This is a genomic window from Roseomonas gilardii subsp. gilardii, assembly GCF_023078375.1.
Classification (GTDB): Bacteria; Pseudomonadota; Alphaproteobacteria; order Acetobacterales; family Acetobacteraceae; genus Roseomonas; species Roseomonas gilardii.
The window spans coordinates 2,997,281-3,023,440 of the sequence record NZ_CP095554.1 but is presented as its reverse complement, the minus strand read 5'-3'; the positions used below and the strand labels follow the sequence as shown (position 1 = coordinate 3,023,440).

25 protein-coding genes, 1 pseudogene and 1 other annotated feature are annotated in these 26,160 nt (G+C 67.4%); of the genes and pseudogenes, 10 read left to right on the top strand and 16 right to left on the bottom strand.

Annotation, left to right across the window (positions count from 1 at the left end; all coding sequences use genetic code 11):
- Window positions 1–101: 101 nt before the first annotated feature.
- The 6 genes from MVG78_RS13800 to MVG78_RS13775 all read right to left on the bottom strand — a co-directional run bounded on the left by MVG78_RS13800 (window position 102) and on the right by MVG78_RS13775 (window position 6,314).
- Window positions 102–683, bottom strand: a complete 582-nt coding sequence (locus tag MVG78_RS13800) for a recombinase family protein (protein ID WP_247552383.1) — start codon at window positions 681–683, stop codon at window positions 102–104.
- A 473-nt stretch (window positions 684–1,156) separates the two neighbouring features.
- Window positions 1,157–1,522, bottom strand: a complete 366-nt coding sequence (locus MVG78_RS13795; RefSeq protein WP_247552381.1) for a hypothetical protein — start codon at window positions 1,520–1,522, stop codon at window positions 1,157–1,159.
- A 192-nt stretch (window positions 1,523–1,714) separates the two neighbouring features.
- Window positions 1,715–2,125 carry a VOC family protein gene (locus MVG78_RS13790; protein WP_247560446.1) on the bottom strand — a complete coding sequence of 137 codons (411 nt, stop codon included), beginning with the start codon at window positions 2,123–2,125 and terminating at the stop codon, window positions 1,715–1,717.
- A 213-nt stretch (window positions 2,126–2,338) separates the two neighbouring features.
- On the bottom strand, window positions 2,339–4,726 hold the full coding sequence (locus tag MVG78_RS13785; RefSeq protein WP_247552379.1) for a transglycosylase SLT domain-containing protein: 2,388 nt from the start codon (window positions 4,724–4,726) through the stop codon (window positions 2,339–2,341).
- Window positions 4,727–4,905: 179 nt separating this feature from the next.
- Window positions 4,906–5,382: a ribonuclease HI gene (rnhA, locus tag MVG78_RS13780; RefSeq protein ID WP_247552377.1), complete on the bottom strand. Its 477-nt coding sequence runs from the start codon at window positions 5,380–5,382 to the stop codon at window positions 4,906–4,908.
- Between the two features lie 152 nt (window positions 5,383–5,534).
- Window positions 5,535–6,314: a BRO family protein gene (locus tag MVG78_RS13775; RefSeq protein WP_247560444.1), complete on the bottom strand. Its 780-nt coding sequence runs from the start codon at window positions 6,312–6,314 to the stop codon at window positions 5,535–5,537.
- Between the two features lie 1,489 nt (window positions 6,315–7,803).
- Here MVG78_RS13775 and MVG78_RS13770 point away from each other — a divergent pair.
- Window positions 7,804–7,974 carry a hypothetical protein gene (locus MVG78_RS13770; RefSeq protein ID WP_247552375.1) on the top strand — a complete coding sequence of 57 codons (171 nt, stop codon included), beginning with the start codon at window positions 7,804–7,806 and terminating at the stop codon, window positions 7,972–7,974.
- A gap of 392 nt (window positions 7,975–8,366) precedes the next feature.
- On the opposite strand, the gene MVG78_RS13765 is transcribed toward MVG78_RS13770, so the two are convergent.
- Both MVG78_RS13765 and MVG78_RS13760 read right to left on the bottom strand, forming a co-directional pair.
- Window positions 8,367–8,960, bottom strand: coding sequence for a BRO-N domain-containing protein (locus MVG78_RS13765; protein ID WP_247552373.1), 594 nt, complete (start codon window positions 8,958–8,960; stop codon window positions 8,367–8,369).
- A 319-nt stretch (window positions 8,961–9,279) separates the two neighbouring features.
- Entirely contained in the window at window positions 9,280–10,167 is an 888-nt protein-coding gene (locus MVG78_RS13760; RefSeq protein ID WP_247552371.1) for a DUF4145 domain-containing protein, read from the bottom strand.
- A 428-nt stretch (window positions 10,168–10,595) separates the two neighbouring features.
- On the opposite strand from MVG78_RS13760, the gene MVG78_RS13755 reads away from it, so the two are divergent.
- Window positions 10,596–11,824, top strand: a protein-coding gene (locus MVG78_RS13755) for an IS3 family transposase (protein ID WP_115359400.1) whose coding sequence is annotated in 2 segments (ribosomal slippage) — window positions 10,596–10,884 and window positions 10,884–11,824 — 1,230 coding nt in all. Because the reading frame shifts where the segments join, the coding sequence is not laid out codon by codon here.
- Window positions 10,877–10,993, top strand: a sequence feature (AL1L pseudoknot). (Overlaps the previous gene by 117 nt.)
- Window positions 11,825–11,860: 36 nt before the next feature.
- On the opposite strand, the gene MVG78_RS13750 is transcribed toward MVG78_RS13755, so the two are convergent.
- On the bottom strand, window positions 11,861–12,289 hold the full coding sequence (locus MVG78_RS13750) for a DUF6538 domain-containing protein (protein ID WP_247552369.1): 429 nt from the start codon (window positions 12,287–12,289) through the stop codon (window positions 11,861–11,863).
- 210 nt (window positions 12,290–12,499) lie between these two features.
- Between MVG78_RS13750 and MVG78_RS13745 the strand changes: the two genes are divergently transcribed.
- The 3 genes from MVG78_RS13745 to MVG78_RS13735 all read left to right on the top strand — a co-directional run bounded on the left by MVG78_RS13745 (window position 12,500) and on the right by MVG78_RS13735 (window position 13,984).
- Window positions 12,500–12,709: a hypothetical protein gene (locus tag MVG78_RS13745; RefSeq protein ID WP_247552367.1), complete on the top strand. Its 210-nt coding sequence runs from the start codon at window positions 12,500–12,502 to the stop codon at window positions 12,707–12,709.
- Between the two features lie 207 nt (window positions 12,710–12,916).
- Window positions 12,917–13,243, top strand: a complete 327-nt coding sequence (locus MVG78_RS13740) for a DUF2934 domain-containing protein (RefSeq protein ID WP_247552365.1) — start codon at window positions 12,917–12,919, stop codon at window positions 13,241–13,243.
- A gap of 174 nt (window positions 13,244–13,417) precedes the next feature.
- The gene (locus MVG78_RS13735; RefSeq protein ID WP_247552363.1) at window positions 13,418–13,984 is read left to right on the top strand and encodes a DedA family protein; all 567 of its coding nucleotides are present in this window, start codon (window positions 13,418–13,420) and stop codon (window positions 13,982–13,984) included.
- 63 nt (window positions 13,985–14,047) lie between these two features.
- Here MVG78_RS13735 and MVG78_RS13730 read toward each other — a convergent pair whose 3' ends face one another.
- Complete coding sequence (locus MVG78_RS13730; protein WP_247552361.1) at window positions 14,048–15,016, bottom strand: aldo/keto reductase; 969 nt, start codon at window positions 15,014–15,016, stop codon at window positions 14,048–14,050.
- 181 nt (window positions 15,017–15,197) lie between these two features.
- On the opposite strand from MVG78_RS13730, the gene MVG78_RS13725 reads away from it, so the two are divergent.
- Together MVG78_RS13725 and MVG78_RS13720 are read left to right on the top strand one after the other, a co-directional pair.
- Window positions 15,198–15,428 carry a hypothetical protein gene (locus MVG78_RS13725; RefSeq protein ID WP_027280911.1) on the top strand — a complete coding sequence of 77 codons (231 nt, stop codon included), beginning with the start codon at window positions 15,198–15,200 and terminating at the stop codon, window positions 15,426–15,428.
- A 93-nt stretch (window positions 15,429–15,521) separates the two neighbouring features.
- On the top strand, window positions 15,522–15,980 hold the full coding sequence (locus tag MVG78_RS13720; RefSeq protein WP_247552359.1) for a GlcG/HbpS family heme-binding protein: 459 nt from the start codon (window positions 15,522–15,524) through the stop codon (window positions 15,978–15,980).
- Window positions 15,981–16,057: 77 nt separating this feature from the next.
- Here the strand turns inward: MVG78_RS13720 and MVG78_RS13715 are convergent, their stop codons facing one another.
- Window positions 16,058–16,888 (bottom strand): prephenate dehydrogenase/arogenate dehydrogenase family protein, encoded by an 831-nt coding sequence (locus tag MVG78_RS13715; RefSeq protein ID WP_247552357.1) that lies wholly within the window; start codon window positions 16,886–16,888, stop codon window positions 16,058–16,060.
- Window positions 16,889–17,156: 268 nt separating this feature from the next.
- Between MVG78_RS13715 and MVG78_RS13710 the strand changes: the two genes are divergently transcribed.
- The gene (locus MVG78_RS13710) at window positions 17,157–18,560 is read left to right on the top strand and encodes a dipeptidase (protein ID WP_247552355.1); all 1,404 of its coding nucleotides are present in this window, start codon (window positions 17,157–17,159) and stop codon (window positions 18,558–18,560) included.
- A 124-nt stretch (window positions 18,561–18,684) separates the two neighbouring features.
- On the opposite strand, the gene MVG78_RS13705 is transcribed toward MVG78_RS13710, so the two are convergent.
- The 3 genes from MVG78_RS13705 to MVG78_RS22085 form a co-directional block, all read right to left on the bottom strand.
- Window positions 18,685–18,873, bottom strand: a complete 189-nt coding sequence (locus tag MVG78_RS13705; protein WP_247552353.1) for a hypothetical protein — start codon at window positions 18,871–18,873, stop codon at window positions 18,685–18,687.
- A 101-nt stretch (window positions 18,874–18,974) separates the two neighbouring features.
- Entirely contained in the window at window positions 18,975–19,130 is a 156-nt protein-coding gene (locus tag MVG78_RS22090; RefSeq protein WP_428480661.1) for a translocation/assembly module TamB domain-containing protein, read from the bottom strand.
- Complete coding sequence (locus MVG78_RS22085; protein ID WP_428480660.1) at window positions 19,109–21,721, bottom strand: translocation/assembly module TamB domain-containing protein; 2,613 nt, start codon at window positions 21,719–21,721, stop codon at window positions 19,109–19,111. Before MVG78_RS22085 ends, MVG78_RS22090 begins: the two co-directional genes overlap by 22 nt.
- On the opposite strand from MVG78_RS22085, the gene MVG78_RS13695 reads away from it, so the two are divergent.
- Window positions 21,720–23,051, top strand: a complete 1,332-nt coding sequence (locus MVG78_RS13695; protein ID WP_247552351.1) for a hypothetical protein — start codon at window positions 21,720–21,722, stop codon at window positions 23,049–23,051. The two genes, MVG78_RS22085 and MVG78_RS13695, sit on opposite strands and share 2 nt — an antisense overlap.
- Here MVG78_RS13695 and MVG78_RS22080 read toward each other — a convergent pair.
- Both MVG78_RS22080 and MVG78_RS22075 read right to left on the bottom strand, forming a co-directional pair.
- A complete protein-coding gene (locus MVG78_RS22080; RefSeq protein WP_428480659.1) occupies window positions 23,024–23,383 on the bottom strand; it encodes a BamA/TamA family outer membrane protein in 360 nt (119 codons plus the stop codon). The two genes, MVG78_RS13695 and MVG78_RS22080, sit on opposite strands and share 28 nt — an antisense overlap.
- Window positions 23,384–23,499: 116 nt before the next feature.
- Window positions 23,500–24,087, bottom strand: a pseudogene (locus tag MVG78_RS22075) (autotransporter assembly complex protein TamA); the annotation flags it as partial.
- 914 nt (window positions 24,088–25,001) lie between these two features.
- Here MVG78_RS22075 and MVG78_RS13685 point away from each other — a divergent pair.
- Window positions 25,002–26,156, top strand: coding sequence for an amidohydrolase (locus MVG78_RS13685; protein ID WP_247552347.1), 1,155 nt, complete (start codon window positions 25,002–25,004; stop codon window positions 26,154–26,156).
- Window positions 26,157–26,160 lie beyond the last annotated feature (4 nt).

Here is a 26,160-nt window from a genome sequence, read left to right as displayed (position 1 = left end):
CAACATGCGATAAGACAGGCAAGCCATAAGGTCCGGATCGGTCCTATCATGGCCCCATCCTGTGCCCCTAGGCTGCCCCTCACTGGCCTCCACCGGCCCCTTCAAACCACCTCCACGCTCCCTTCCCGGTGCGCCTTGAGGATCGCAAAGACACTCGCCCGGCCGATCCCGAGCTTGGCGGCGATGGCGGGAGCGGTGAGGCCCTCGGCCCGCAGGGACACCACCTCGGCAGCCTTGCGCTGAGCCGTGGGGGTCCTCCCCCGGTACTTCCCATCCGCCCTGGCCTTGGCGATGCCCTCCCGCTGGCGCTCCAGCATCAGGGCCCGCTCAAACTCCGCCACGGCCCCCAGCATGGTCAGCATCAGGCGCCCCGTGGGGCTGCGGGTGTCGATCTCCTGGCCACCCATGGAGAGGACCCTCAGGGCCACCTTGCGGGCCTCCAGTCGCCCCACGAGGGCCAGGAGGTCGGCGGTGGAGCGGGCGAGGCGGTCGGGCTTCGTCACCACCAGCACGTCACCTTCCCGGACGAAGCGGAGAGCCTCCTCCAGGGCGGCCCGCTTGGCCACCGAGGAGACCCGCTCCGAGAAGAGTCGTTCGCACCCGGCGGCCCGGAGGTCGCGTTGCTGGGCCTCCAGCCCGGCTTCCTGGTCCACGGTGGAGGTGCGGGCGTAGCCGACGAACATGGGGGTGTCTCCGTCCAGAATGGTCAAAGACATTGATGGACTATCCGTCCAGGAATGCAAGACCCATTTCAAATGGACGGTCTGGGAGGGGTGCGGAAAAGTCCAGTATGAGCAGGCTCTAAATGGACTGAGCAGCGCTGTGTCGTGACCGTGAGGAGCATGGCGCGGAAGGAGGGGCGGCCTCCATGTCCTGCGACAGCTCACGCCCCGCCACCCTCATGTGACACCGCAACGGATACGATCTTCCGCACACCCTCACAGGGCCGCTCCAAGGGCCCGTGGAAGAGCTTGTGACAGTGACCCCTCCGGAGGATGCGGGAAGGGTTCTCGCCGCCACCAGAGGCGCCCCGGTCGCCGCTAGGCGGCTCTATGGCACGGCCCGTTGCGGGCACAGCCTTCCCCGGAAACGACAAAGACCCCCTCCGGAGTGACCGGAAGGGGCCCTTGAGGGCGGGTTGGGGAGGGAGGGAGCGTTAGGCGCCTTCGCTTATGCGACTGCCCCACTTCGTGTGAGCGCCGAAAAGCCTGTCGGCTACGGCTGTTTCCAGCTCTTCAACGAGCACGGGATCAGGGCGAGCGATCTTCCGATGGACCACGATGGCTGATTGCCCGAGCCAGCATGAGAAGAAGCGCCACCGCGCGAAGGCGCTGTAGCCTCGGCGGAACCCGGCAAAGCCGCTCCTGATATCCCGGCCGCCCCAGGCATACAGCTCTATTTCCATTTTCCGGCCCACGCGAAAGCAGACACAGCCGCGCATCGGGCTATCCACGTAAAGCCCTCCTTCATGTTCCCCGCCGAAGCCGCCGGGAGTGGTATCAGAGAACGGGCTGATGTTCATTTTGGCTCCTCCGGGAAAGGTTTGGTGCCCCGGTGCCGAAGCTATGAATCTTCCGAAATTCGACGTAAAGCATTGATTTTAATACCGTATCCGGGATCGTGTGGGCAACTTTGGCTAACCCTCGGATCGGACTCGCAATAGCCTTCCCGCATCCGGGACTAATCTTTTTCCTGAGACGCTCTCCGGCCACGTTCACCGCCCCCAGGCGGCCCGTTGCAGGACCACCCGATACCCGTCCGGGTCCTCGAACGTGACCCCGGCGCGGTCCCAATAGGGATTGAAGGAGGGTACCGGCTCGTGCCCGTGGCTCCTCATCCGGGCCACCGCCGCTTCCCACGCCGCCGGGTCGGGCAGGTAGAAGACCAGAAGGTTGTCCCGGGTCGGGGCCCGTCCCGCGCTGTGGCCTTGGGCATGGGTGAACTCGAAATGGTAGGGGCCGCCCGGCTGCCCCAGCATCACCCCGTCGAAGCCCTCATGGTCCTGGAAGCGCGTCAGCTCCTCCAGTCCTAGCCCGTCCCGGTAGAACCGCACCACCGCCTCCAGGTGATCCGTGGGACGGGCGACGCGGAGCTTCGGGACAGGAGGCGAGGCCGGAGTGTCCATGGTGGGCACGCTAAGGGCCCCGGCGGTGGGCTGTCCATTGGCCCCTCCGGGAGGGAGGGGGTGGCCCCCAGGTGCAGCGGACTGCACCCGAAGGGGCCCGCCAGGGTCCCGCGAAGACCACCCTGCCGGGCCCGCCCACCCCCACCGGGGGGAACCGCAACGCGGGCACGGGAGGATGGGCTCTCAGGTACGGGGCCCAAATATCCGGGCCGCTTACCGCAAGAGCCGTTGCTGGGCCCGGTAGAAGGTCAGGGCGTCGCTCCCCTTTGCCTCCAGGAGCCAGCGGGCATAGGGGCCGGTGCCCGTGGGGTTCTCCCGCCACTCCCGGAATGCCTCGGCCAGCCGTGCCCTGGAGGCAAAGACCGGCGTGGTCCTCCAGTCCACCCCAGGGGCAGGCATCACGTCCCCGGTCGTGACCGTTCCGGGCTTCCCGGAGCTGCCCTCTGCGGGGCCCTTCGGGGTCTCCGTGGCGGGCGGCGGTGAGGACGGTGGCGGATTACTGCTGCCGTCTCCCGGCTGGGCGATGCGACGGCCATCGGGCAGCACGCCCTTCGCCTGCACCTGCGCCAGCCGCCAGCTCGCGAGGTCTTTGCCCGGCGCATAGACCGGCACGAGGCGCTCCACCTCCCGATGGATATGCTCGATCACCTCGCCCCGCGAGGAGGTGGGCTTCTCCTTGCGGAAGGCGATCAGGCTTTCCATGAGGGCGGAACGGATCGCGTTGGCGGCCTCCGGTTGGCGGAAGAAGGGTGTCCTGCTTGCCATCTTGTCCGGGTCGCCCACGATATCCTGGGCCTGGGCAATGGCGGTCTGCACCGTGCCATCGGAGAGCATCGGATCGGCCCGCACGTCACGGACCATCGTGGCCACCCGCTGGAAGTCCCCGAGGGAGACCATCCGGTTGCCGAGGAGGGGCAGCAAGTCCTGCTCATCCAGCTTCCCTTGCGTGGCCTGTAGCTCAAGCTGCGCCAGGACCCCCGCGCGGGACTGCTCGGCGGGCTTCTGGAGGGCCTCGTTGAGGGTCATCACGGCCTTCACGGCATCCGCCCCGCCCACCTCGTTGACCTTCGAGAGAACCTCCGGGGTCAGCATCGGGGCCTGTCCCTGGGCGAGCTGGCCGATCAGGGCATCCCCTACGAGCTTCGACACGTCCTCCGTGCGGGTGGCCTTGGCGCGTTGCTCCTGGGTCCACTGGCGGTTCTCCTCCTGGACCCGGCGGGAGAGGATGCGCTCGCGGGCGCGGTCGATGATCTGCCGCCCCTCGGCCGTGGTGGCGAAGCCGGGGGTGCCGTCCGGGCGCTTGCGGAAGCCCAGCTCGGCAAAGTCCTCACGGCCCTGCCGCACCATCGCCTCGGCCGTGGCGTGGGCCAGGATGGAGTTGATCCTGCGCCCGTCCACGCCCTGGGCACGGGCCTCGGCCTCCAGCCGTTCCAGGGAGGAGGCAAGGTCCAGGTTGCTGCCCGCGACACCGCCCACGCCCCCGGCCTTACCCAGAACCTCGCGGCCGTAGCCGAGGGAGGCGGGACCCTGCCCGTTGTAGCTGGCCAGCCCCCGCACGGCCTCGTTCGGGTTGCTCCAGTCCTTCACCCCGGCGGCCTCGGCACGGGCCTTGAGGTAGCGGGCCTGGAACAGGATGGCCTTGCCGGGGTCCAGGAGGTCGGCCTCGGAGATGGGGGCCAGCCCGTAGCCCGGATCGGCCGCCGTGGAGGGCAGCACCTGGGCCAAGCCGATCTCCCCTCGGGTGCCCCTGCGGGTGCCGTTGAGAACATCCGCCGCGAACCCTCCACTTTCGTGGTGGCCCTGCGCCATGAGGACGTTCACGGGGATGCCGGTCTCGGCCGATGCCGCCTCGTAATGGGAACGCAGCTCGGTCGGTGCGAGGGCCCCGATGCCGGGCGTGGCGGGGATGGACCGCTGGCCCGCCGTGTCGAAGACGGCACCCACGGCGGACGAGAAGCTGTCCTCGTTGCGGGAGACGAGGTTGCGCACGGCGTTGGCCTGATGGCCCCGGATGAGCTGCTGGGCCTGGGTGCGGATTTCCTCGGCCGCAGCGGCCCGCTGGTTGGGGTTCTCCGAGAAGCCCTTGAGGGTCTCCACCATGCGCTCATTGAGCCAGCCGTTGATGGCCGCAGGGTCCTCCGATCCGGCGAGTGGGCTGTTCCAGTACTCGGCCGTCAGCTCGTTGCCCCGGCGCTGCACCGCCATGCGGGCGAGACGGTCCTCGTAGATGCGCCGGAAGTAGGGCGAGCGGTCGGCAAGGTCGGGGGTGGCCTTCACCGCATCGGCCCAGGAGGAGATGTTGGACTGGAGGGCCGCCATGGTCGCGGCGCTGTCGGCCTCGCCCGCCTCCTCCACCCGCTGCTGGGCCATGTAGGTGTCCATCAGGGCCCCGAGACGGGGGTTCATGTCGGACAGCGCACGGGCCACCTGCATCGCCCCGCTGTCGCCCCGTGGCGGTGGCGTGGGGGCGGTGTTCTGCTGGGGCGCGATGCGGTCGTAGGGACGCAGCGGCGCGGGGTTGGGCGTGGGGCGTCCGGGAAGGGCCGCCTGACGGGTCGGGGAGGCAGCCGGGCGGAAGGTGTTCTGTTGGGAGCCGCTCATGGGCGTTGCATCCTTGGGGAAGTGAGAGCCGGGAAGGGGCCAGCGCCGAAGGCCCGTCACCGGGGAACCGGAGCGGGCACGGAAAGGGCGCGGGAAGGGGATCGGTGGGGTGGCGTCGCGGGGACGCCGGGGAAGACACGAAGGGAGGCGGGGCCGTTATCGAGCCGCCGCCGGATGGCTCATGCCTGCCGGTTGCAGGCGGCCACGGCCATGCGGTCCACCCGCCGGTTCATCGGATCGGCGGCATGGCCCTTCACCCAGACCCAGGTGACGAGCTGATGGGCCGAAGCCCGCATCAGCGCCTCCCAGAGGTCGCGGTTCTCCACCGGCTTGCCGCCAGCGGTGCGCCAGCCCCGCAGGAGCCAGTTGCCCATCCATTCGTTCATGCCGCGCACGAGGTATTGGCTGTCACTCCGCACCGTCACCCGCGAGGGGTGGGGGAGGGCCTTGAGGGCCTCCAGGGCGGCGGTCAGTTCCATGCGGCTGTTGGTGGTCCAGGGGGCGGAGCCGGTGAGCATGCGCTCCTCGCTGTCCTGGCACAGGATCGCGGCCCAGCCGCCGGGGCCGGGATTTCCCGCGCAGGCGCCGTCTGTCCAGATTTCGACGGCAGGGCGAGGGGCGGGGGTGTCGGGGGTTTGTAACTCGGTGTCGTTCATCGGGGTTCGGTTCTTTCGTGATGGCTGTGGGGACAGGCGCCGGGGGCCCGTCACCGGGAAACCGGGCGGGGCGTGAAGGGCGCGGGAAGGGGGTGTGGTGAAGGGGCGCTGTCGGTGCAGTCGGCTGCACCTGGGGAAGTCTGCGCCGGGGGCTAAGCCGCGACCCTGGTGGGGGCCTTCGGCCCGTGCCCGAGCTTCATCGTGAGCTGGCCCGACTGATACAGGGCCACGATGCGCTGGCAGCCCTTCGGGGTCGGGTGGATTTCGATGGTGCCGGGATGGGCGGGATGGGCCTTCTCCACGAAGAGCGTGTCGCGGAACGGCGTGCGGACCCGGTAGGAGCCCTTCCGGCCGGTGCGGTAGAGGAAGCCGTGGCGCTCCAGGTCGGCCTTGATCCGGTGCGCGTTCAGGCCCCCCAGCGTGCGGGCGAAGCGGGCCAGCGTCATGGTTCCGGCCTGGGCGAAGTGTTCGTCCGCCAGCGCGGCCTTGGGCGCCATCACCTGCACCGTGGCCTCGGCAGCCAGACGGGCGGCTTTCTCGCGCTCCACGCGGGCCTCCAGAAGCTCCGCCTTGTGGCGCAGGAGGGAGACGATGCGGTCGTTGAGGGCCTCCAGGTCGTCCACCGACGCGGCCAGGTCGGAGAGCCTCTCCTCGCCCATGACATAGGCGCCGTCCCTGCGCAGGGTGGGAAGGACGGTTCCGGTCACCCACCGCTTGAAGGCACGGGCCTCCGGCTTGCGGCTCGTCAGGATCAGGGAATAGAGGCCGCTCTCGCTGATGACCGTCATGGCCTGGAGACCGCCGGGGGTATAAACACTGCTTACCCCCTTCTCCTCGTCATCCAGGCGGCCCGCAGCAACGGACGGATTGCTGTGCGCCAGGACAAGGCAGACGTCTGCCAGGACAAACCAGGGTTCACCCTCGCGGGTCACCGTGCGGACCGGCTGGCGGGTGTCGGGGAAGGTGAAGACACGCGGGGTCGCGGAGGCGGGTAATAAGGCTTCGGTGTCCTGCCCAGGGGTTAAGCGGGACGTGGAAAGAGCATCGTGAGGCATTGGGTTCCTTGTGCTGTTCAGGAAATGGCGAAGGGGCGCTGTCGGTGCAGTCGGCTGCACCTGTGAGCGGGGATTTGACGGGGACCTAAAGGGGCACCGGAAGGCGGTGCCGGAAGACACCCATGGAAGGGGACTGAGGGTGTTCACCCTCCTGCGCCTTTCCTTCGAAGACCCACCTCCAGGGAAACTCCCTGAGGGGAAGACAGAAAGTGAGGCGGCCTGCGGGGTGTCTTCCGCCCGAAGGGCTCTCAGGTGCAGTCCACTGCACTTTGAAGGGATACAGGAAGTTTCCCTTTAAGGTGAACCTCAGAGGTTTTCTCAGTGAGGTTCTTTCCTGGAGGTAGTGAGAGGAAGTGAAACTCTGAGGTGATCTGTCTCGGGAACCATCAGGTTCTCTTTAAGAACACTTTCAGTTTCCCTCTTACCCCCATTCGGACAGTCCCCCGGCTGTCGTCATGTGACCACCATCGGGCGGTCTGTGGGTTTGGGTCTCAGGTGCAGTCCACTGCACCCGGACAAATCACCTTTGAAGCGCAATGCTTGGGTTATCACATGTGGGCCGGAAGTACGATGGAGCTTCTTCCCGGCACCCTCTTCGGTTGGCTATTATCTCTCTAGGATTCTTTCGATCCGGCTTACGAAGTTCTGTCCCACAGCCGTAAGGAACGTTTCCTTCGCTGGAAACCCACGCTCTCCGCGCTTTTGGTGCATCTGGATCAACGGACCATCGGGGCCGCCTGCCGCGAAAGTCAAGAACGTTCGGTTCATCACCGTGCGTGTGCCGACTGAGGAAGGCTTCATCACGTCAATAAGCTCATGCTGGCAAACCCCTTCATTTGCAGCGATCCGGAAAAGGACTTCTGCCTCACTCACTTTGATATTTGGGAACATCAGGCGCAACTCTCGCAGCGCCAGGATGATTTTTGTTCGTGGTGACAGAGGCATCAATCCGTCCACAGCTTGATTTCTTATTTTGGATAATAGGTCTTCGCGTTTTCGGGAAGATGTTTTTTGGTTTCCTTGGATTTATTCGTGTGACATATGCGAAGGATATTTAGTCTTTCGCGAATATGCCTAATCGCCTTTTTAAAAGCCCCTGAATGCCCTTGTGACAGTGCCCCTCCCGGACATGTGGAAAGAGGCGTGGCGGCTTCCTGGGGCTGTCCTGGCCGCCGCTGAGGTGGCTCTGAGGTTCCGGGCGCGTGGCCGGGCGGCCAAGCCTCGCCTCCATCGTCTCAGGAGCGAATCAGTCTTGTGTGGAACGTCTCAATTATTGCATATCGTATCTTTATAGATCGTCCCTTCGGTCCCTCCACGGGTCCCCGGAGGTGCGCCGGGACACCCCTTGGGAAGGACACACAGGCCCATGCTCCGCTTCGCCCCGGACAGCACGCCGCTGAACAACTACACCACGCGCGGAAACACCAATCCCTTCACGGGTGAGCCGGGCTATCGGAACCCCGCGCCTTCCTATGGCGGCAGCTACGGGCAGTCCTCACGCTCCTCCGGCTACGGCTCTTCCTACCGGCGCTACTGAGGAAGGGGGGCAGCCGTGGCGCTCGTGCCGGTGGCTTCGCTGGTCTCCCTACGGGGAACCTTCGCCGGGCTCCTCCTGGGTGTCCTAGGAGTGGCCTTTGCGGGGCCCTTATCGGCCCGCGATCTGTCCTCTTCGGACGACACCATCCGGGACCGCATCATCGCGGAGAGCATCGCGAGCTATCCCGGCAACTGCGCCTGTCCCTACTCGACCATGAGGAACGGCCGGGCCTGCGGTGGACGCAGTGCCTACAGCCGCCCAGGAGGCCGCTCTCCGGTCTGCTACCGGCAGGATATCGGGCCCGAGATGGTGAACCGCTGGAGGTCCGTGGCGGGCCGGTGAAGGGAAGAACCGTTCAGGTGTAGTCAACTGCACCTGGGAAGGTAACACTTCTATTGGCATGTGTGGGCTACAAGTCTCCGGAGCCCCGTCAGGGTCCTCCCGAACCGCGCCAGGGTCATCCTCACGTCCTCCACATGCTCATCCACGAAGGCCGCTTTCGGGGCCATCTCGTCGCGCTCCCGCTCCACCTCGGCCTTCTCCTCGGTGAGGCGGTCCACCTTGCGCTGGAGGGCCTGGACGGCCCGGAGGATCAGCTCGTCCTCACTCATCTCTCCGGTGCGGACCTTCTCCTCTCCCATCACATAGGAGCCGTCCTTGCGGATGGCGGGGAGGACATCCCGCGTCACCCAATCCTGGAACCGGCGGGCCTCGGGTTTGTCAGAGCGCATGATGAGCTTGTAGAGGCCGCTCTCGGAGATGAGCATGTTTTGCCGTCGCAGCTCCCTACCACTCACGATGGTAGGCACCATCTCGCGGCGCATCTCTGAGACATCCAATCGCCGGAGATGCACCACGAAGGTTCCCGAGGCGGACATCTTGAGGTCAAGAATGCGGCAAACATCCGCCGCGACGAACCACGGCTGGCCCTCGATCTCCACCACGCGGATGGACTGCTGGGTGATCGGGAAGGTGAAAGTGTTCATGGGTTGATTGGTCCTATGCTGTCGGGGCGAGCGGGCGCATCTGCGGCGCCCACGGCCCTCTCATGTTGATGTGCTTGGGGATTCAGAAGTCCGGAGTGCCCTCGGTGTCGCCGCCCTCGTCGGACCCGCTCTCGTCCGAGAAGCCGCCCTGCTGCTCCTCTTCGTAGGAGTAACCGTCCTCCTCGGCACCGAAGCCGTAGGCCGAGGCGTCACGGGCGCCGCCCTGTTGGAGCTTGATAACCTGGACGGCCTCCAGGTTCAGCTTGAGGCCCGCCGCTCCGGTGCCTGGGATGAAGTACGCCGAGGGGACGAAGGAGACCTAGTTTATTATGAAATGCTGAACTGGATTTTTGGAGCCCTGGTAATGCGCCACTTTTCCTACAGCTAATTTTGTATAAGTACCGGAATGAATTTCTGCCAGAAGTTGTGTTTCAAGTTGTGCGGCGCCTGCACCAAGCCTTCGTAAATCTTTCCCTAGATATGCAGCAAGTGGATATTCGGAGCCTTTTTGATGGGATGCAATATGCTTATTCAATAGTCTCTTAAATTCATCCGAATCTGTGACGATTGTGTCTAATTTCCGAGACATTTCGTCTTCGAGTAGATAGACGCTTTGGATAAGATGATTAATTATTTTGAGTGCAACTGATACCTGATTTGATCGCGGTTTTTTAATTTCATGTGCTGCGTCGTTTCCCAGGAATCGAATTGCGTGTAGACGCTCTGCATCTTTATTCGAGATGAGACCCTGAGTGGCAAGTTTGGCAATGCGGACTTCCAGGTTACGTCCAGATATCGCCTTGTCATTACATATCGCTTCGATTGTCGCACGCAGACCTAGGCTTGCCAATGTGAGCGCTCCTGCCTGTACTGCGTGGATCGACTCCTTGTATATTTCACTGACCAATTCGGGAACGGAATGGGTGCTATCTAGGCTTATATAATGGGGGTCATACTTCGGATAATATTCTATATCTTGTGGTACTTCCCAATCATGTTCGTCAGTCGGATAAGAGTTCTCAAAATCACTGAATACATATCTGAAAGATCTTCCGCCGCAGCCGAGGCATTCGATAATTGAATGCGAGATGGCGCAACGATACTCGTCCCGATACTGCTCCTCGATTTCGTGCACGACTTTGTGCTTGGTGTTTCTTTTGCATTGTACGCAAGGGCAAAGAGGAGTTGCTTGTTCGATTGTGCTCATGGTTAACGTTCCTGTTCGATGAATTCTCTGCCAATGCATTTAATTTTCTGAGTATTGATTTACAGCATTTTTCAAAAATCCGGTAGTCTGCGATTTGTGTTCTTATGAAGGTCTGGGAACTGCGCGGCTAACATTCTGGCAGCCTCACGGCCTCCACGCACTTCCTTAACGCGGGCATCAAATCACCCCCAAAGTACACCCCGAGGGTCACGTCCCCCTGCAACGAGTGACCCACCACCTGCTTCACAACGCGCTCTGGCTGGCCCGCCTGGAGCGCCTTGGTGATGAACCAGCGGCGGAAGGAGTGGAAGTTGACGCGGCTCCGCCTTCTTCCTTCCTCCCGCTCATGCACTCCCACCTCCTGGCGATACCGGCTGAACCGCCCCGGGATTGTCGGAGGCCCCAACTCCTGAGAGGAAGGGTCTACTATGAGCAAGACGACGAACAAGTTTGCACCGGAGGTTCGTGAACGGGCGGTCCGCATGGTGCTGGATCACGAAGGCGACCATCCGTCCCGCTGGGCCGCAATCACATCCATTGCTGAGAAGTTCGGCTGTTCGGGGCACACGCTGCTGGAGTGGGTGAAGAAGGCCGAGGTGAACAGCGGCAAACGAGCTGGTGTGCCCACCGATGTGGCTGACAAGCTCAAGGCGCTGGAGCGCGAGAACCGCGAGCTGCGCCAGGCCAACGAGATCCTGCGCAAGGCATCTGCGTATTTTGCCCAGGCGGAGCTCGACCGCCCGTTCAAGCGATGATCGCGTTCATCGACGAGTATCGCGGTGACTATGGGGTCGAGCCGATCTGCCGGGTTCTGCCGATCGCCCCATCCACCTACCATGAGCACCTGGCGCAGCGGCGCGATCCCTCGCGCTTATCGTCGCGTGCCCAGCGTGATCGGGCCCTGAAGCCAGAGGTGATGCGGGTTTTTACCGAGAACTTCGGCGTCTACGGCGTGCGCAAGGTTTGGCGACAGATGCGGCGCGAAGGCTTCGACATAGCCCGATGTACGGTGGAGCGGCTGATGCGCGAGCTGGGCTTGCAGGGCGTGATCCGCGGCAAGCCGGTGCGCACGACGATGAGCGACAAGGCCGCGCCTTGCCCGCTCGACCAGGTGAACCGGCAGTTCCACGCCCCGGCGCCGAACATGCTGTGGGTGTCGGACTTCACCTATGTCGCGACTTGGTCAGGGTTCGTCTACGTGGCCTTCGTGATCGACGTCTACGCCCGCTATATCGTGGGCTGGCGGGTAAGCAGGACGGCGCATGCCAGCTTCGTGCTGGATGCCCTGGAGCAGGCGATCCATGATCGGCGTCCTGTCCGTCGTGGTGGCCTGATCCATCACAGCGACCGCGGCAGCCAGTATGTCTCGATCAAATATACCGAGCGCCTTGCCGAAGCCGGGATCGAGCCATCGGTGGGCAGTGTAGGCGACAGCTACGACAACGCTTTGGCAGAGACGATCAACGGCCTTTACAAGGCCGAGGCGATCCACCGGCGTGGTCCGTGGCGATCCTTTGAGGCCGTCGAATACGCCACGCTGGAATGGGTGGACTGGTTCAACAACCGCCGGCTTCTCGCGCCCATCGGCAATATACCACCTGCCGAAGCCGAAGAACGCTACTACGCCATGCTGGACGGCACTCCCATGGCCGCATAATTTAAGCCCAATGGCCTCCGGCAATCCCGGGGCGGTTCAGGCTGCCCTCTCTGGCCCCTCCTGCTTCCGGAGTTCCTCGGAACGGGCCTGGATGGCGTCCGTGATGAGGTGTTCGGCATCATCGGCCTCCACCTCCACCACCGCACCGGCATCAGGGTCCCATACCTCGTGTGTTGAGGTGACAGCCCACCGACCGGCCTTCACCATCTCCCGTTGCTCTCTCAGGGCCATCGCCTCGGCCGTTAGAGGGTCCGTCTTCGGGTGAGCTTTACGGGCCTCTTCGATGGTCCTGTGGAGTTCCAGGAGGGCCCTGGGGAGACGTGCCTTGGCCACAGCCTTGTCTCTGGTGCCGAGACCCTTCCGCAACCGCTTGCGTCCAACTGCCTCACGAAGGGCAGGGGGCACGTCCACCACGGCTTCCCAGCTCTGCCGCCGTTGCTCCAGATAGCCAGGGACTTTCGCCATTCCTCCCCCTCACGCCACCCCTCACATTCTCCCCCTTACGGTAGGTCCTAAGGGGTTGAAGAGCAATGCTTTCAGGAGCTTGGAAAAGCCCAGAAGAGGGTCCCATCCCCTCCGCCATTTTCTTTCCCTGAACCACGCGCATAACCCGACGGCACAGGAAGCTGTCCCGCACTCCGGGCGATCGCCATCTATAGAGCCAGAACATTGTTCATGGCGACGCGTCTGTTGCGGCGGTTCCTGGCCGAAGCGGGGCTTTTCTTCATCGGAAAAGGAAAAAAGCTGCGGGCCAAAGGAGGGGGGCTCTCGGGGCCATATCGGGGGTTGGTCGTGATTGGCACCGCGCCCGCAGCAATGGGAAATTGTCCGAATGCCTCGTCTATCTCCACCAACCTATGGTTGAAAAATCTCATTTTTGATTGAAATCTTTTTCTTTCATGGAAATTTTCGGCAGAAAGCTCCTCTGGGCTGTGTGTTCGTGAAGGCACGAGGTCCATCGCAATTGTGAATGCCAGGCCTTCCGATTCCCGATGCCCTTCAACTGGCCCGGATGATCGCCAGATTTCATGCTGACCATGACAGGAGCCTCGACCGTGAGGCCGGGACCTGATTCGAGGAAAAGGAGGTCGCATGGCCGGGAACGCACCTGACGACGAAGCTCGCATCCGGGAACTCGCCTATTTCCTTTGGAAGGATGCCGGCTCCCCGGAAGGCATGGCGGGCGCGCACTGGGAGCAGGCGTGCCGGATCCTGTTCGGCCAGTCTTCCGGTGGCGAGCCGCTGGAGCTGCAGGCCGCCGCGGCCGCCAAGGCCGAGGAAGAGGCCAAGACCGTCGCCGCGAAGATCCGGCGGCCGAGGGTGGCCAGCGCCGCCGCTGCCGCAGGGGTGACGACCGGGTCCAGGAAGGCTGCGGTGAAGACGGAAAAGAGCACCAAGAAGCCCAAGGCCAAGGTATGAGGGCGGATGCCGGGCCGTATCGGGACGCAGCCATGTCCGGATGGGAAGGGACATGGGGGCGGAGCGGGCGCAGCCTCGGCATCTCGAAATTCGCGACGACGCCACAGAAAGCTGTTTCACAATTCCTTGGGGTCGGGCATTTTAACCTCTACAGAGGTGTCGGGAGCGCATCTGGTGGCTGAATTCTGGGCGGACTGGGGCGCGCTGGCCTATGTAGCGGCGGCCTGCTGGGCCTTCTTCGAAGGCGAAACCTTCGTGCTCCTTGCCTCCGCAGCCGGACGGGCCACAGGGCTGATCGATCCCTGGATCCTGATGTTCTCGGTCTGGGGCGGTTCCTTCCTGGGCGACCAGCTCTGGTTCACGCTGGGCCAGCGCTATGGCGCCAAGGCCGTGCGCAAGATCCCCGGCGCCGAGCGGCGCCTGACCCAGGCGATGGGCATTCTGGAACGCTATGGCGCGCTGTTCGTCCTGACCTTCCGTTTCGCCTATGGCATCCGCAACGTCGCTGCCGCTGCCTGCGGTGTGGCGGGGATGCCGCGCCTGCGCTTCATGCTGCTGAACTTCGTGGCCGCCGGGATCTGGGCCGGCGCCTTCGTGGGCGCGGGCTGGTATGCCGTGGCTTGGCTGGGCGAGAAGAACACCTTCTATGCCCTGGGGGCGATCGGCTTCGGGGCCATTCTCTTCCTGGTGGTGAAGCTGATCCGCCAGCGCCGCAACCGCGCCCTGGTCGCAGCCGAATAACCCTTCCGGACCTGACGTCATCGGACGGGGCGCCTTCCACGAGGAAGGCGCCCCGTTCCGCTTTCAGGCGGTGGCGCGCGGCGCGTAGGGCGCCTCCAGGGAGGCGATTTCCTCCGGCGTCAGGGTGATGTCCGTCGCGGCCGCCGCATCGGCGATCTGCGCCGGATCGGAGACACCGAAGATCGGCGCGGCCATCACCGGCTTGCTCAGCAGCCAGGCCAGTGAGACCTGCATCGGCTTCACCCCGCGCGCCGCCGCGATGGCCGTCACCGCGTCCAGCACGGCGAAGTCGCTTTCCCGGAAGAGGCCGTCAGCGATCTTGTCCGTCTTCGCGCGTTGGCTTTCCGCCCCCGCACGGCTCCGGTTGCCGCCCAGGAAGCCGCGTGCCAGGGGCGAGTATGGGACCAGGCCGACGCCCTGTTCCAGGCAGAGGGGGATCATCTCCCGCTCTTCCTCCCGCTGCACGAGGTTGTAGAGGTTCTGCATCGCCACCGGCTTCGCCCAGCCGCGGTATTGCGCCACGGCGCACATCTGGGCGAAGCGCCAGGCCGGCATGGTGGAGCCGCCGATGTACAGGACCTTACCGGCGCGCACCATGTCGTTCAGCGCCTCCATCACCTCCTCGATCGGGGTGACGGCGTCCAGCCGGTGGATTTCCAGCAGGTCCACGTAATCCGTGCCGAGCCGCCTCAGCGAGGCGTCGATGGCCTCTCGCAGGTGCTTGCGGCCCACGCCCGTGCCATTGGGCCGGTCGCTCATCGCGTTGCCGATCTTGGTGGAAACCACCACCTCCTCGCGCTTCGCGAAGCGCAGCAGGGTGGTGCCGATGATCCGCTCGCTCTCGCCCAGGTTGTAGACATCGGCCGTGTCGAAGAAATTGATTCCGGCATCGAGCGCGGTGCGGAAGAAGGGCTTCGAGCCCTCCTCGTCGAAGGCGCCCCAGGCTCGCCGGCCGGCGGCACCCCAGGAATTGCCCCCCAGGCAGACCGCCGAGACGGTGAGGCCGCTGCGGCCGAGCTGTCTGTACTTCATGGAGCGAGTCTCCTTCGCTGCTGTCGCGCCGCACTGGTCTGCCGCAAAGCCGGGCAAGGCATAAGCCGCTTGGGCGATGCAAGACGACACAGCAGGGCGCAGGCAGCCGGCCACGGCTTCCGGCGTTGACGGGGGTGACCATGCCTGCCCGGCGTCAGGGCATCGCGCGAAGGAGAAGAGGATGAGCGACGTCACGGACCCGGTGCCTTTCCCGGCCGAAGCCGATCTGGCGGCGGTGGCGCAATCGGCGACCGGACCGGTGGGGCGTTTCCAGATCGTCTGCAGCGGCCTGCCGAAAGGCGGCGTGGCGGCCTTCCTGATCGACACGACCGACGGACGTTCCTGGAGTTTCGATGGCGAGAGCTGGACGCCGCTGCCCTACAGCATGGAACGCCCCGAACCGGCGCCCTGAGCGCGCGACCACGCGGATTCGGATGTCTCGGGGGCTGGCTGCGGGCGGCCGGTCGTGGTTGTTCTGCGGGATCGCATTTCCGGAGGCTCGACCATGGCCAATCCCCCGACCGGCTTCGATCACGGCGTCACGCTGGAAGCCACGCAGACGATCCTGCGCGAAACGCTGGCGGAAGGCCGCCGCCTCGGCCTCGCGCCCCTGACCGTCGTGGTTCTGGACCAGGCGGCGCAGCTCAAGGGCATGCTGCGCGAGGATGGCTGCAGCCTGCTCCGCCCCGGCATCGCCCAGGGCAAGGCCAATGCGGCGCTGGCGCTCGGCTTCGGTGGGCGCGAGCTGGCCCGGCGGGCGCAGAACATGCCGGCCTTCATGAACGCCCTATCCGACCTTACCGGCGGCTCCGCGGTGCCGGTGCCGGGCGGCGTGCTGCTGCGGGATGCCGCCGGCAGGATCCTGGGCGCTGTCGGCGTGTCCGGCGACCTGTCCGATAAGGACGAGGCCGCTGCCGTGGCTGGGATCAAGGCCGCCGGCCTGGTGCCCGATACGGGAGACTGACCGGGGAGAGATGATGCGGGCCGCGGCAGCCGAGGCTTCCGCGGCCCGGCGCTATGCGTCTGGCGGGGCGGCCCCCGTCAGGCGGCATCCTCCATCGGCTCTTCCCTCATGCCGGAGAGAGGCAGGGATGCCGTGGTGGGCATCATCCGTGCCTGCATCTCGCACGCCGCGGCGAAGAAGCGGGCCGTCAGCGGCGCGACGAAGGGGTTCTCCTGGGTGATCGCCCGGAACAGGGCCTCGGAATCGTCCCGCACCGCCTCCACCGCCCGCATCAACTGCTCGAAGCTCGGCGTGGTCTGGCTGGGGCGCGGCAGGGCGAGGCTGTCCACGAGCCGGGCGACCAGATGGGTCAGCCCCTGCACCTGTGCCATCTCCCGGTCATGCGCCTCGGCGGTGGAGCGGATCACGGTGAGGGCGAGGGCGCGTTCCAGGAAGCGTGCCACCAGCCTGTGCCGGCGCCCGCGCCCCGGGCAGACGGTGATGCGCAGCCCGGCGATCCCGCCGCGCCCGCTGTTCGGCCCGAAAAGCGGATGGGTGCCGACCAGATCGACCGAGCCGGGCAGCACCTCCTGCAACAGGCGCAGCGGCTCCAGCTTCAGGGAGCAGACATCCACCACCAGTGCGCCGGGGCGCAGATGCGGGGCGATGGCGGCGCCCGCCGCCGCGACCTGGGCCACCGGCACGGCGAGCAGCACGAAAGGCTGAGCCGCGGCCTCCGCCAGGCTGACGGCACGGACCCCGTGGCGGGCGGCGAGTTCCGTCAGGTCGGGCCGCGGATCGGCGAGATGGATGCGGAAGAAGGGACGCAGATGCGGCAGGCAGAAGCTGCCGAAGGCGCCCGCGCCGATCAGGCCGAGGCCGGGCAGGGACGGTTCTTCCGCATGAGCGGGGGGAAGGGAGGGGGTCATGGCATCGGCGCTCCGGCAGGGGCCGCCGGAGGGATGCAGGAACGAGTGTGCCGCCTTCCGGCGGCCTCGTTTCAATCGGGAATGACTGATCCTTGCCGCGCCATGTCAGGACGCGGGTAATAGCTTCGCCGAGGGGCTGGGCCTGAATCATGCCCCGTATGATGACATGCTGCCGCCCCGCGTCAATGCGGGCCGGTTCCTGCTCGTGCCACCCTTGCGGGACGCGCCGCTGGGGCGGAACCTGCGCACCCTTGCGAGGAGAGACGCGATGAGTCGGACCGAGACTGTGCTGCGACACCTGGACGAGCAGGAGGCGCAGCTCCGCCAGCGGTATTTCGAGCTCCTCCGCATTCCCAGCGTCAGCGCCCAGCCCGCCCATGCGGCCGATTGCCGCCGCACTGCCGAGTTCCTCGCCGCCGAGCTCAGCGCCATCGGCTTCGAGGCGCGGGTGCGTGACACGGCGGGCCATCCGGTGGTGGTGGCGCATCATCCGGGACCACAATCGGGGCCACAATCCGGCTCCGCGCCACACCTGCTCTATTACGGCCATTACGATGTGCAGCCGGCCGAGCCTTTCGAGCTCTGGACCAGCCCGCCCTTCGAGCCGACGGTGACCTCCGGCCCGCATGGCGACCGCGTCGTCGCGCGCGGCGCGGTGGACGACAAAGGGCAGGTGATGACCTGGCTCGCCGCGCTGCGCGCCTGGCACGAGGTCGGCGGCGGCATCCCGGTCCGTGTCACGGCGCTGATCGAGGGCGAGGAGGAGGTGGGATCGCCCAGCCTCGACGCCTTCCTGCGGGAGAACGCCGCAGAGCTGAAGGTGGCGGATGTCGTGGTGGTCAGCGACACCAACCAGTGGGATTTCGAGACCCCCGCCATCTCCACCCGGCTGCGCGGCATGGCCTATGTGCAGATCGACCTGCGCGCCGCCTCCCGCGACCTGCATTCCGGCATGTATGGCGGCTCCGCGCGGAACCCGATCAACCTGTTGACCAGGATCCTAGGCGAGTTGCAGGACGAGGACGGGCGCGTGCAGATCCCCGGCTTCTATGACGGGGTGGAGCCGGTTTCCAATGCCCAGGCGGCGCAATGGGCGGAGCTGGGCTTCGACGAGGCGCGCTTCCTCGGCGATGTCGGGCTGTCGGTGCCGGCGGGCGAGCGCGGCTTCGGCGCGCTGGAACGGCTCTGGGCCCGGCCGACCTGCGACCTGAACGGCATCTGGGGCGGCTATACCGGCGACGGCTCCAAGACGGTGATCGCGGCCGAGGCGCATGCCAAGCTCTCCTGCCGCCTCGTCGGCAAGCAGGACCCGGCGAGGATCGTGGCGGGCATCAAGGAGTTCGTGCAGTCGCGGCTGCCGAAGGACTGCACCGCCGATGTCCAGGTCTTCGGCCTCGCCGCGCCCGTGGTGGTGCCGGTGGAGAACCGCTTCGTCGCCGCCGCCAAGGAGGTCCTGACCGAGGAGTTCGGCAAGGCCCCGGCGATGATCGGCTGCGGTGGTTCCATCCCCGTGGTGGAGAGCTTCAAGCGGATCCTGGGGCTGGACTCGCTGCTGATGGGCTTCGGCCTGGATGACGACCAGGTGCACAGCCCGAACGAGAAGTTCGAGTGGCGCTGCCTGACCCGCGGCGCCCGCGCCCAGGCCCGTCTGCTCGGCACCCTGGCGGGCTGAGGCCGTCGCCTGGGTGGTGCTGCCGGAAGGGGCGAGTTCCCTTCCGGCCATCGCGCCCCCGGATGATGAACCGGGGTAATGTAAGGTGCCGTTCCGCAGGGGAACGGCACCCCTCCGTCTCGGATCAGCCGCGCGGCGCCAGTTCCGCGCGCAGCGCCTGGATGCGGGTGCGCAGGCTCTCGCGCAGGCTGGGCGAGGCATGCGCCTTCATCCCCGCCAGGGTCTCCTCCAGCTCGCGCAGGAGGCGGCGCTTCTCCTCGCGGTTCCGCTGGATCGGCTTGTTGTCGCTGAACTGGCCCTCGAAGGCACGCATCGGGCTCACATCCCCTGAACACTGTGTGAACATAAGCTATTCCACCGGGCGGAAAACGGCAAAGGGGGGCTGCTGGATGCCCGCCAGCCCCTTCGCTCCGGTCAGTATTCATATTCGTAGGACAGTCCGGCGCTCTGCCCGTCCGTGCCGGAACTGCTCTTGAGCCTGAGGCGCGGGGTCAGCTCGATCTCCACCCCCACGCGCGGCTGGCCCGTCGTCGCCCCCGGATCGACGTTCACATAGACGCCGTCCGCCACATAGCCGCCGGCCTTGACGCCCAGCTCCCAGACGATGTGGAATCCACGCCGAGCCGGTCCAGGCCCAGCCGCTTCGCGATGCGGCCGAAGAAGCCGCCATCGGAATCACTGCCCAGCGCCCCGGTCGCACCCGCCAGGGCCTGGGCGATCTGGGCGATCTGGAAGGGTGAAAGCTGACTGGTCGAGCGGGCGAAGAGCAGCCGCGCCAGCACCTCGTCCTGCGGCAGTTCGGGGGAGGAGGTGAACTCCACCTTCGGCTCGGTCGGCTTGCCCGAGATGGCGACATTGATGGTGGTGGACTGGACCGTGCTGGTGGCCAGGAAGTCCAGATCCGGCATCACCCCGCCATGGAAGGCGAGGTTGCCGCGCGAGAAGCTCAGCCGCCGGTCGATCAGCGTGAAGGTGCCGCGCACCATGTCGAGCGAGCCATTGATGTTCGGCGCCGAGGCGGTGCCGCCGACCTTGAGGTTGCCCTCCATCTCCGCATCCAGCCCGCGGCCGCGCACATAGAAGCGGCCGGGGATCACCACATTGATGTCGAGCGCGATCGGCGCCGCCTGCGGATCGGGCTGGCGCGCGGCGGCCGGGGTGGCGGTGCCGCGCCCTGCTCCGGGGGATGCGGGCGCCGGGGCGCCGCGCCCGATCTCCCGCACATGGCCCAGATCCGCCACGCTGCCGGGCAGGCCGGTGGGAATGCCAAGCGTGGCCTCGGGGATCTCGATGCGCCCCGAGGCGCGCAGGCCGGAGGCCAGCCCGCCATCCAGCAGCAGGTCGGTGTTGAACAGCCCGGTGAAGAGATCGCTCGTCACCGGCTGCAAACCCTGACTGGTCAGGGCGATGCGCAGTGGCTGGCCCGGCGCGAAGGGCCGCGCCTCGCCCCGGGCGCTCAGCGTGCCTTTGGTGCCGCTGGCGGTCAGGCTTTCCAGTACGATGCGGTCGCCCTGCGCCGTGATGCGCGCCGCGATGTTGCGCAGCGCCGCCCCGTATTCGAGGTTGCGGAAGCTGCCGTTGCTCAGCGTCGCCCCACCGCTGAGCTGCGGGGCGGAGACCGTGCCGGCGGCGCGGGCATCGATGGTGAGCTGCCCGGTCGCCCGGTTGGCGCCCGCCGCCAGCAGCGGCGCCGTGATCGTGCCGAGATTGGCGTTGCCGCGCAGGCTGGCCTGGACCGGCGCATTCCCGGTCGCCCCCTGCGGCAGGCGCGCCTCCAGCGTCATCCGGGCGGCGCTGCCGGCGACCAGATTGGCCACCGCCTCGATCGCCTGGCCGCGCATCTTCGCGTTCACCGTCAGGTTGGCGGGCGGCAGGCCGGCGGCATAGGGCGCATCCGCCCGGAGGCCCGTGGCGCGCACCTCGCCATCGATGTTCGGCGTGGCGGTGGCGCCGGTGACGCGGAGATCGGCATTCACCATGCCGGCGAGGCGCGGATCGGGCACGAAGAGGTTGGCGATGGCCACTGGCAGGTTCGCGACGGTGGCGCGCAGGTCGGCCTGCTGCGGCCCCCACTGCCCACCCAGCCGCAGCGTGCCGCCCGGCCGGGCGGCCAGCGCCATGTCGCCGATGCGGATGCCGCCATCCTGCCGCAGCGTCACCGTGGCGGGGGCGGTGAGGCGGAGGCCGAGCTGCCCACGGGTCACGTCCAGCGCGGCGAGGTTCACCGTGCGGTCCGCGCTCACCGCGTCGATCCTCGCGCGGGCGTTGAGCCGGGCGTCCATGGCGGCGATCTGGGCCTGGAGGTTCAGCGCGTCGAGCGCGCCCTCGGCCCTGACCGTGCCATCGACCGGCGTGCCCTGCGCGGTCAGGCGGTTCAGGCGCAGATCGGCATTCACCGCCTGCACGCCCCGGCTGTCCGGCATGCCCCGGGCCTCCAGGTTCAGCCCGCCGGCGAGTGGCATGCCGGCGATGCCGGAAAGCGGCGCGAGGTCGCGGGCCTCCAGCTTCACCTGCCCGTCGAAGAGCAGCTTCGCGATGTCGAGGCGGCCGCCGCCATCCAGCCGCAGCGGGCCGAGGGCGGCGGCGAGGCGCTCGATGCGCAGGACCTGATCGTTCAGCTCGGAGGCCGCGTCGAGGCTCAGCGGCTGCCCGTCCAGCCGGCCGCTCAGCTTCGCCGAGCCGGTGGGGGGCGAGAGCCGGGCGAGATCGGCGTCGAGCCGGAGGTTCTCCAGCTTGTGGCCCTTCGCGATCAGCTCGGGGCTGTTCACCTTCGCCTGCACGGTGGGGGCGGCGAGCGTGCCGCCGACATGCAGATCGGCCTGCATCCGTCCGCGCACCGGCTGCCCCGTGGCCTCGGCATTGGCGAGGCGGATCTGCGCCGTCAGGTCCAGCGGGTCCTGGTAGGAGCCCGAGGCGGTGGCGCTCAGCCCCGCCCCGGTCAGTTCCAGATGATCGATCCGCTTCAGGCCACCGCGCAGGGTCAGCACGGGCTCCTTGCCCAGCAAGCCAGGGGCGGGCTCCGGCAGGCGCGGGTCGTGCATCACCAGCTTCGCGTCCACGGACGGGTCCTGCTGCGTGCCGGTGACGGTGCCGTCCAGTTCCAGCGCGCCCCAGCCGATGCCGGCCGGCAGCAGCTCGCCCAGCGCCTTCGCATCGCCCATGCGGGGCCTTGAGCGCGAGATCAAGGCTGTCGCGGTAGCGGCCCGAGGCCTCCAGGTTCAGCCCGGCGCCCGCGACGGTCAGGTGCTCGATGCGCTCGCCGTCGCCCTTGAGGTCCATCCGGATGGCATCGCCCACCAGGGTCGGCGGCGCCTGCGGGATGCGCGGCTGGCGCACCACGCCCTGGGCCTCGATGCCCGGGGCGCTGGTGGAGCCGGTGACATGGGCGTTCAGCTCGATGGCGTCCCAGCCCAGGCCCTGTGGCAGCAGGTTGCCCAGGGCGCCGGAGTTGCCGAACGCCGCCTTGAGGGTCAGGTCGCTGTTGTCGCCGACATAGCCGCTGCCCTCCACCCGGCCGGGCACGGCGGAGACCAGGAAGCTGTTCAGCCGCAGCCCGGAGCCCTCGGGGCGCAGGTCCACGGCGAAGTCGCCGCCGGTCACGGGGGCGGGCAACAGGCCGGGGGCCTGGACATTGCCCTTGGCCACGAGGCCGAGCCCGCCCGTGGCCGGCAGGGCCAGCGTGCCATCCGCCTGCGCCTTCAGCGCGTCGCCGATGGCGGCGCGGAGGGTGAGCGCGGCGCCTTCGGCCGGGCCGTCCAGGGTGATCCTGGCGCTGCCTGGAGAGGGGGGCAGGCCGAGCAGCCCGGCCACCATGCCGCCCGCGGGCTCGTCATAGGCGAGGTTCAGCTTCACCCGCTGTCCGGGGGCCAGGGCGACATCGGCATCCAGCGCGCCGGGCATGTCCAGACGCCGGGCCTTCACGCCCAGGAAGGCGCCATCGCCGCCCAGCCGCCCGCCGGCCTGCAGGTTCAGCGCCGCCGGCATCCCGGCCACCGCCTGGCCGATCTCCAGCCGCTTCACCTCCAGCGCCTCCAGCGCCAGCCCGACCGGAAGCTGGGGCAGGGACGGGATCAGGCTGCCGCCCGGCTCGCTGGGTTGCGGCTCCGGCGCCGGGGCGGTGCTTTCGGGCACGCGCTCGAAATCCAGGCGGCCGGCATAGAGGCGGCGGATGCGCACCTCCCGCCGCAGCAGCGCGCCGAGATCCACCTCCAGCAGTGCATCCTCGACGGTCAGATAGGTCCCCTTGGCATCGGCCATGGTGATCCGGTCGATGCGTGGCCCGAAGGGCAGGCCGCCATGCAGCCCCTCGATGGTCAGGCCGGGCACGTATTGCCCGGCCAGCCGGGCGATCATCGCCTGGCCGGGCGAGGTGTTGGCGAAGACCAGCACGCCGCCGACCACGACGACGGGGAGGAGGATCAGGACCAGCAGCAGGATGCCGGCCCATTTCAGCGCGCGCCGCATCAGAAGGCCTGCCCGATGCCGATATAGAGACCATAGCCGGAATCGCCCGGCAGCTTCTTCAGCGGCAAGGCCACGTCGGCGCGGATCGGGCCGATGGCGGTGGCGTAGCGCACGCCGAGGCCCGCGCCGAAGGCGAGGTTGCTGAAGCCGGGCGCGCTGTCCTCCTGCACGCTGCCGCCATCGATGAAGGCGGCCATGCCCCAGGCGCCCGAGATGCGCTGCCGCACCTCCAGATTGGCCTCGACGACCGAGAGGCCGCCGGTCGGCGTGTCGTTGCTGCGGCGCGGCCCGATGCGCTGGAAGTCATAGCCGCGCACCGAGCCGCCGCCGCCGGCATAGAAGCGCATATGCGGTGGCACGTCGAAATAGGAGGAGGTGCCGAGGATGCTGCCGACGGAGATCTGCGCCCTGCCAGGATGGTGCCCCTGTCGCTGGTGAGGTCGTGATAGGCGGTGGCGGTGCCGCGCATCCGCACGAAGGTCTGCCCGCCATTGATGGCATAGATCGGTGAGATCAGCCCGTTCAGCCGCACCCCGCGCGAGGGGTCGAGCAGGCTGTCCGTATCGTCCCAGAAGGCCGTGCCGAGCAGGCCGACGAGCTGGTAGTCGCGCTTGCTCGCCCCATACTCCTTCGTCCTGCCGAACTCGCCGATCACGCCGCCCGCCAGGGTCAGGCGCGGATCGGGCTTGGTCTCGATCGACACCGCGCCGGTGATGGCGTCACGGTCATAGGCGAGCAGGCGCTCGCGGATCGCAGCGGTGTCGATCACCAGCGTCATGTTGCGGCCGAAGATCCAGGGCGAGCGGAGATTGGCGCCCACCCGGGCGTTGAAGCTGTTGCCTGCGCTGCTCTGCGTGGTCCGGCCGATCGAGCCTTCCAGCCGCAGCCGCTCGGCGGCGCCGAAGAGGTTGCGGTGCTCCCAGAACACCGTCGCGGTCGGGCCGTTGCGGGTCTCGTAGGCGCCGCTGGCGCCCAGGGCCCGGCGCGGCCGCTCGGAAACCAGGAAGGTGACCGGCAGGCGGCCGCTGCCGTCCAGCGCCGTGCCTTCCTGCGCCCGCACCATGCCGAAGACGCCGAGGTCCACCAGGTCCCGCCGCACCCGGTTCAGGGTCTGCGGGCTGTATTCCTTGTCCGTGAGCTGCCCGGCCACGGCGTTCAGCATGCGCTGGCTGACACGGGTGGCGCCTTCCACCTCCGGCGTGGCGAAGCGCGCCTGCGGCCCGGGCTGGAGGTGATAGACCACGTCCATCAGATGCGTGTCGAAATCGACCGTCACCTCGCGCCGGGGGATGGAGGCGAAGGGGTATCCGGCGTCGCGCAGGGCGGTGACCAGTCGGTCGCCCGCGGCGATCACGTCCTCGGCCCGGGCGGGATCGCCCTTGGCGAGGCCGGTGACCTCGCCGGCGGCGCCCAGGTCGCGGTCTGGCTCCGCCGGCGCGACGCGGAGCACGCCGATCCGGAACCGCTCCCCCAGCGCGGCGCCGACAGTCACCTTCACCGGCTGCTTCCGGCCTGCGAGCCGTGCGGCGAGCTGCGGCGTATCCGGCGCCTGGCCGTCGATCAGCACCTCCGGGCGCCCGGCATAGAAGCCCTCTGCCCGCAGCGCGCGTGTGACCAGCCCCTGTTCCTGAAGCGCGCGGGCGACCAGCCCCTCGGCCGAGGTGGGGGCCAGGCTCTGCAGCCGCTTCAGGGAGGAGATGCTGGAGATCGCGGAATCGACCGCGGAATCCCCCGTCGGGCGGAACTCGGTCTCGTAGGGGACCGTGACCTCGTCCCCGGCATCCTGATCCCCCGATCCGGATTCAGTGGCAGGAGAGGCCGCCTGTGCGGAAGGCACCGTGGACGGCGGATCGCCGCCCTGGGGCAACCCCTGGCCCAGCGATATTTCCGCCGGCATCGCGGCCACGAGGGTGAAAGAGGCGAGCAGGGCCGGAAGACGATGGAGCATCGGCAATGAACGGGCTATCCCCCAAAACCATGAACCCGGAACTCGTTGAGACCCTGACCGGCTGGCGCCGCCATCTGCACGCCAACCCTGCCCCTACCCTGGATGAGGGCCCCACGGCGACCTATGTGGCCGCACGTCTGCGCGAGCTTGGCGTGACCGAGATCGCCGAGGGCATCGGCGGCCATGGGCTGGTCGCCACTCTGCGGCGCGGCGGCGGCAACCGCTCGGTCGGCCTGCGCGCCGACATGGACGCGCTGCCGATCCAGGAGGCGGCGACCGGGCTGCCCTGGGCCTCGACGCGGCCGGGCGTGATGCATGCCTGCGGTCATGACGGCCATACGGTGGCGCTGCTCGGGGCGGCGGCTCTGCTGCTGGAGGACAGGAGCTGGTCGGGCACGGTCCATCTGGTCTTCCAGCCCGCCGAGGAGGGCGGGGGTGGGGCCCGCTCCATGGTGGCGGACGGTCTCTTCGAGCGTTTCCCCATGGACCGGATCTTCGGCTGGCACAACTGGCCGGGCCTGCCGGTGGGCACCATTGCCGTTCATGACAGCGCGGTGATGGCGGCCGGGCGGCGCTTCAAGATCGTCATCCGGGGCCATGCCGGGCATGCCGCCCTGCCGCACCTGACGCGTGACCCGATCCTCGCGGCCGGCCATGCCATCACCGCCGCGCAGTCCATCGTCGCCCGTTCGGTGGACCCGATGAAGACGGCGGTGTGCAGCCTGACCACGATCCATGGCGGCGAGGCCACGAACCAGATCGCGGCGGAGGTGGTGCTGGACGGCACGATCCGCTTCATCGACGACGAGGTCGGCGCGCTGATGATCGAGCGCCTGAAGGCCATCGCCGCCGGGCTGGAAGCGGGCTTCGGCGTGCAGGCCGAGGTACGGGTGCTGGCCGGGGTGGATGCCACGGTCAATCATCCGGCGGAGCGCGAACTGGCTGCCGGGGCCGCCGCCGCCGTGGCCCCCCTGCGCCGCGACATGGCGCCGGCGATGACCGGAGAGGATTTCAGCGCCTTCCTGCAGAAGGTGCCGGGGGCCTTCGTCTGGATCGGCAACGGCCCCGCCGAGGGCGGCCGGGAACTGCATAACCCGCATTACGATTTCGACGACCGCGTGCTGCCGGTGGCCAGCAGCTACCTCGCCGAGGCGGCGAGGCGGGCGCTGTCGGCCAAGGGCTGATCGC